Consider the following 4,147-nt stretch of genomic DNA (forward strand, 5'->3'; position numbering starts at 1 on the left):
AACCATCATTAGTACAACCCAATGGAGCCGAACCACCTCTAGACAATAACACCTTAACCTGTCCTGATAAAGTAGCTGTCCAATTGGTAACTGAGGTACCATTTGGACCAGCACTAGAAGTTAATCCAGCATTATTTGATGCATCATAAACAGATATAATTTCGTTTGCTGGAGCAGCAATAAAAACATTACCAACTGAAAATGTATAGGTAAAACCTTTAACAACATTAACCAATGCATAACTACCAGCAGAAAAGGTTGGAGTTGTTAAAGTGTTTGTATTATCAATACAAAAGGTATAAGTACCAACTAATGCAGCAGAGGCAGGGTAATTACATTGCCCCTTTGCGAAAAAGGGAATTATAAATAGTAAGAGTAAAGTTTTATTCATATAATTTTTTTTTAAAAAAAATTAGGGATATTTCTAATCTGTGTCCTTGGCGTCATTCATAAAACTTTGAAACAAAACACAGACTAGTTTCACTAACAACTCTGCAATATCGTTTCAAAAAATCTTAATTTAAAATTTATCCGATAATACGCTTTAAATCCCGACTATCTACTCAAAAACAACTAACAAAAAGCCATAAAAGACACAGTATTTTAAATGTATTATATATTCATAATCAGCCATATTTTAAAAAAATATAAAGCTGAACAAAAAAGTAAAACCTCTTCAATTACAGTTACGAAAAAACTGTGTTTTAGGCTTAAAATTTTATTCTCTAAAAATTTTCAAAAACTAAAAAATACACTAATTTTCACCTTCGAAATAGTGCTAAATGAAAGATGTTTTTACAATTAAAGATGCCCTAAAAAAAATAGAACATTACTGTGCCTACCAAGAGCGTTGTCATGAGGAAGTGGAGTCTAAACTTCGTACCATGAAAATGGATAGTGACGAAATTGACCAAATAATTGCGCATCTCATTAAAGATAATTTCTTGAACGAGGAGCGTTTTGCTTGCAGTTTTGCTCGTGGAAAACACCGAATTAAATATTGGGGAAACATCCGAATTACGAATGAACTGAAATTCCGAAAAATAAATCACCGCTTAATCAGCACGGCACTAAAAGAAATTACTATTGAAGAATACTATGAAACCTTTGAGAAATTAGCGTTGCGAACTTGGGAAAATACTAGAGAGACAAACAGCTTGAAGAAAAGAAAGAAGGTTTGTGATAGCTTATTACGAAAGGGCTTTGAAAGCAATTTGGTCTATGAAAAAGTGAAGGGGTTAGAAAGTATGGATTGATTTATGTTTTGTAAATAGCAATTGTCTACTTTAAATAATAGAAAGCGGATAACGCGGATTTAACGGATCAGAAACGGATTTTTTTTCTTTCAAAATAGAATAACTTTACAGCTATTTTGATTCTCATTTCCGCCTAATGGCACGCAGATTTAGCTGATTGAAAGTTGCTAGCTTTGGCTGTAATGGAACGCGGATGAAACGGATTTTTTTTCTTTCAAAATAGAATAACTTTACAGCTATTTTGATTCTCATTTTCGCCTAATGGCACGCAGATTTAGCAGATTGAAAATAGATTTTTCCTTGTGAAATGGAATAAATTTCAAATTGAAGGTTCCTAACTTTGGCTGTAATAGAACGCGGATGACACGGATTTAGGGGATTGTAAACGGATTTTTTTCTTTCAAAATAGAATAACTTTACAGCTATTTTGATTCTCGTCTTTAAATATGGACACGCAGATTTAGCAGATTGAAAACGGATTTTTCTTGTTTATCAAAGGGATTACATTTGATATATTTGTTATTCTTACTTTTTAATAATGGTACGCGGATTTCGCAGATTTAAGTAGATTTACTTTTAAGAGAATTGTAAATAACATTGAATTAAAGTCGGGTCATTTTTGTCAGTTCGAGCGGAGTCGAGAACCGTATTAGTAAACAGCTCTCTTTCCATAGATACTATACGCTACAATTATTACAATTACTAAATCTTAAACTAGATTCGATTTGCAGCTGAGTTTAGCAAAAAATGTTGTTTTCCTGAAGAGAAATTAGAACTTCTATTTACAAATGTGCTATACCGAAAGCAATACACTCACAGCATTACCGCCAAAACCTACTGCGTTTACTAATACTTTTTTAATGGGTTTGCTTTGTTGTTGCGCTTCCGCAAAAGGGACGCTGATGAAGGTATTGTTTTGCATCATCATAATCGCTAATTCCATACTTAACATTCCTGAAGCTCCAAAAGTATGTCCAATTTTCCATTTATTGGTGGTCAGTAGAGGCAGGCTTTCGCCAAAGACTTTTTGGATTGCTATATACTCTGTTAAATCACCCTTGATGGTTCCGGGAGCATGCATGACAATGGCATCTACATCTGATAATTCAGTATCTTTTAAAGCCATTTTCATGGATTTTTGAAAACAAGTCGCCTCAGCAGAAATGGATATGTTGTGTTCCAGAACTTCCGTAGCGTAACCAATTCCTTCGATAAAAGCCAATGCGTTTTCTTTTTTCCCTATTTCTAGACAACAAACTGCTGCGCCTTCACCGAGAATCATGGTGTTTTGTGTTTTCTCTAAATCTAATGCACGATTGGGATATTCCTCATCAGACCTTGAATAGATTTTTAAAGCACGCATTTGCGCTATGGTAAAATCAGTTAAAGGTGCTTCGCTACCACCAACTAAGAACTTATCGACCATACCTGATTTTAACCAAGCCACACCGTTTAAAACAGCGTGCAATGCGGTAGAACAAGTAATTGAATGCGAGATTTCGGGACCTGAGCTTTGCAAATCGTGCGCTATCCACGAGGAAATATTTCCTAGCGTAGTTGTAGGCGAAGCCAATGTTTGCGCTTTTCCCGTTTCTAGATATTCTTGATGGTGTTTTTCGAATAATTCAGTGGCTCCACGTGACGATCCAATATTGATTCCGAATACATCGGCTGTTGTCCAAGCTGCTTGCTCAACTGCTTTGCGAGACGCTTCCATGGCATATAGCACCGAATTGTCTAGAAACTTATATTTGGGATCCGAATGTTTTAGTACTTCAATTTTCGCAATTGAATCTCCGTTTAAAGGCGCTACAAACGTTGGGGCTTTATCAATGTTTTCCTGGATAAAACAATGCTGGTCATTCAGGTAGTGCTCCCAAATTAATTTTGGGTCGTTACCCAATGGAGATATAGACGAAAGAGCAGTAATGGATATTATTTGTGACAAGGTGTAGCATTTTATTACACGAAGATTCGCAGAGAACTTTCGCAGAGATTCACAAAATTCAAAATAGAGAAATCGGCCTGACTAAACTTGACATTTTCTCCTAGTTTTATTTTGTGCAATTATTATTATTTAACCGCAAAGGTCGCAAAGTTTTTCGCAAACTGCATAACGAATGCTACCAAATAATGCGTTTTTAGAATTCAAATCATTAGTTAACTTTCTACTTACTGCGTTTTAGCCCTGATAGCAGTGGAAATCCTTTACCGCCTTTCTTTAAGGCGGTAAAGATTGCAACGAATAGCAGGATTAGCTCCAAATTATACTATTTCAAGTGCTTGTTCGACTACTTGATATATTTTTTCCAATTGTACATCACTGATAATATACGGCGGCAAAATGTAAACGATATTTCCTACTGGTCGTAAGATTACGCCATTCTCGATAAAGAAATCGTAGAGTTTGTTTCGCAAGCCTCCGTAGTAACTCGCCGCTCCTTCTGTTTTTATTTCTAAAGCAAAAATAGTTCCTAGAACTCGAGTCGTTTTGACCTTATGATGCTCCTTAATTTTTGTTTGAAAAGCCAAGTGATTGGCGTTGACACGAACTAAATTCGCTTGCATTTCGGGAGTTTTTAATAACTCTAAACTGGCTAATGCAGCGGCACAACCCGTAGGATTCGCTGTAAAGGTATGTCCGTGAAACAAGGCCTTATTGATATCTTCGTCATAGAAAGCATCAAAAATCTCTTGCGTAAAAGTGGTAATCGCCATAGGGATAGTTCCACCAGTTAATGCCTTAGACAAGCACAACATATCGGCCGTTTCATTGACATAATCCATGGCAAAGGTCTTACCTGTTTTACCAAAACCAGTCATTACTTCATCAGCAATGGTCAAAACATTATTCTCTTTGCAAATGGCAATTAAATTGGCCAAAGCTTCAG

General features: G+C 35.8%; 4 protein-coding genes. 1 reads left to right on the top strand and 3 read right to left on the bottom strand.

Translation table 11 applies throughout. The features are described 5' to 3' along the window. Nucleotides 1-391 (bottom strand): hypothetical protein (locus P8M54_RS02365; protein ID WP_300284625.1); only part of this gene is annotated, 391 nt, incomplete at its 3' end. 391 nt (nt 392-782) lie between these two features. On the opposite strand from P8M54_RS02365, the gene P8M54_RS02370 reads away from it, so the two are divergent. After that, complete coding sequence (locus P8M54_RS02370) at nt 783-1,256, top strand: regulatory protein RecX (protein WP_300284626.1); 474 nt, start codon at nt 783-785, stop codon at nt 1,254-1,256. Between the two features lie 793 nt (nt 1,257-2,049). On the opposite strand, the gene P8M54_RS02375 is transcribed toward P8M54_RS02370, so the two are convergent. Then, entirely contained in the window at nt 2,050-3,204 is a 1,155-nt protein-coding gene (locus tag P8M54_RS02375; RefSeq protein ID WP_300284627.1) for a beta-ketoacyl synthase N-terminal-like domain-containing protein, read from the bottom strand. A gap of 317 nt (nt 3,205-3,521) precedes the next feature. Further along, nucleotides 3,522-4,147: aminotransferase class III-fold pyridoxal phosphate-dependent enzyme (locus P8M54_RS02380; protein WP_300284629.1), on the bottom strand; the 626-nt coding region annotated here is incomplete at its 5' end.

This window comes from Flavobacterium sp. (genome assembly GCF_029242675.1).
Lineage (GTDB): Bacteria > Bacteroidota > Bacteroidia > Flavobacteriales > Flavobacteriaceae > Flavobacterium.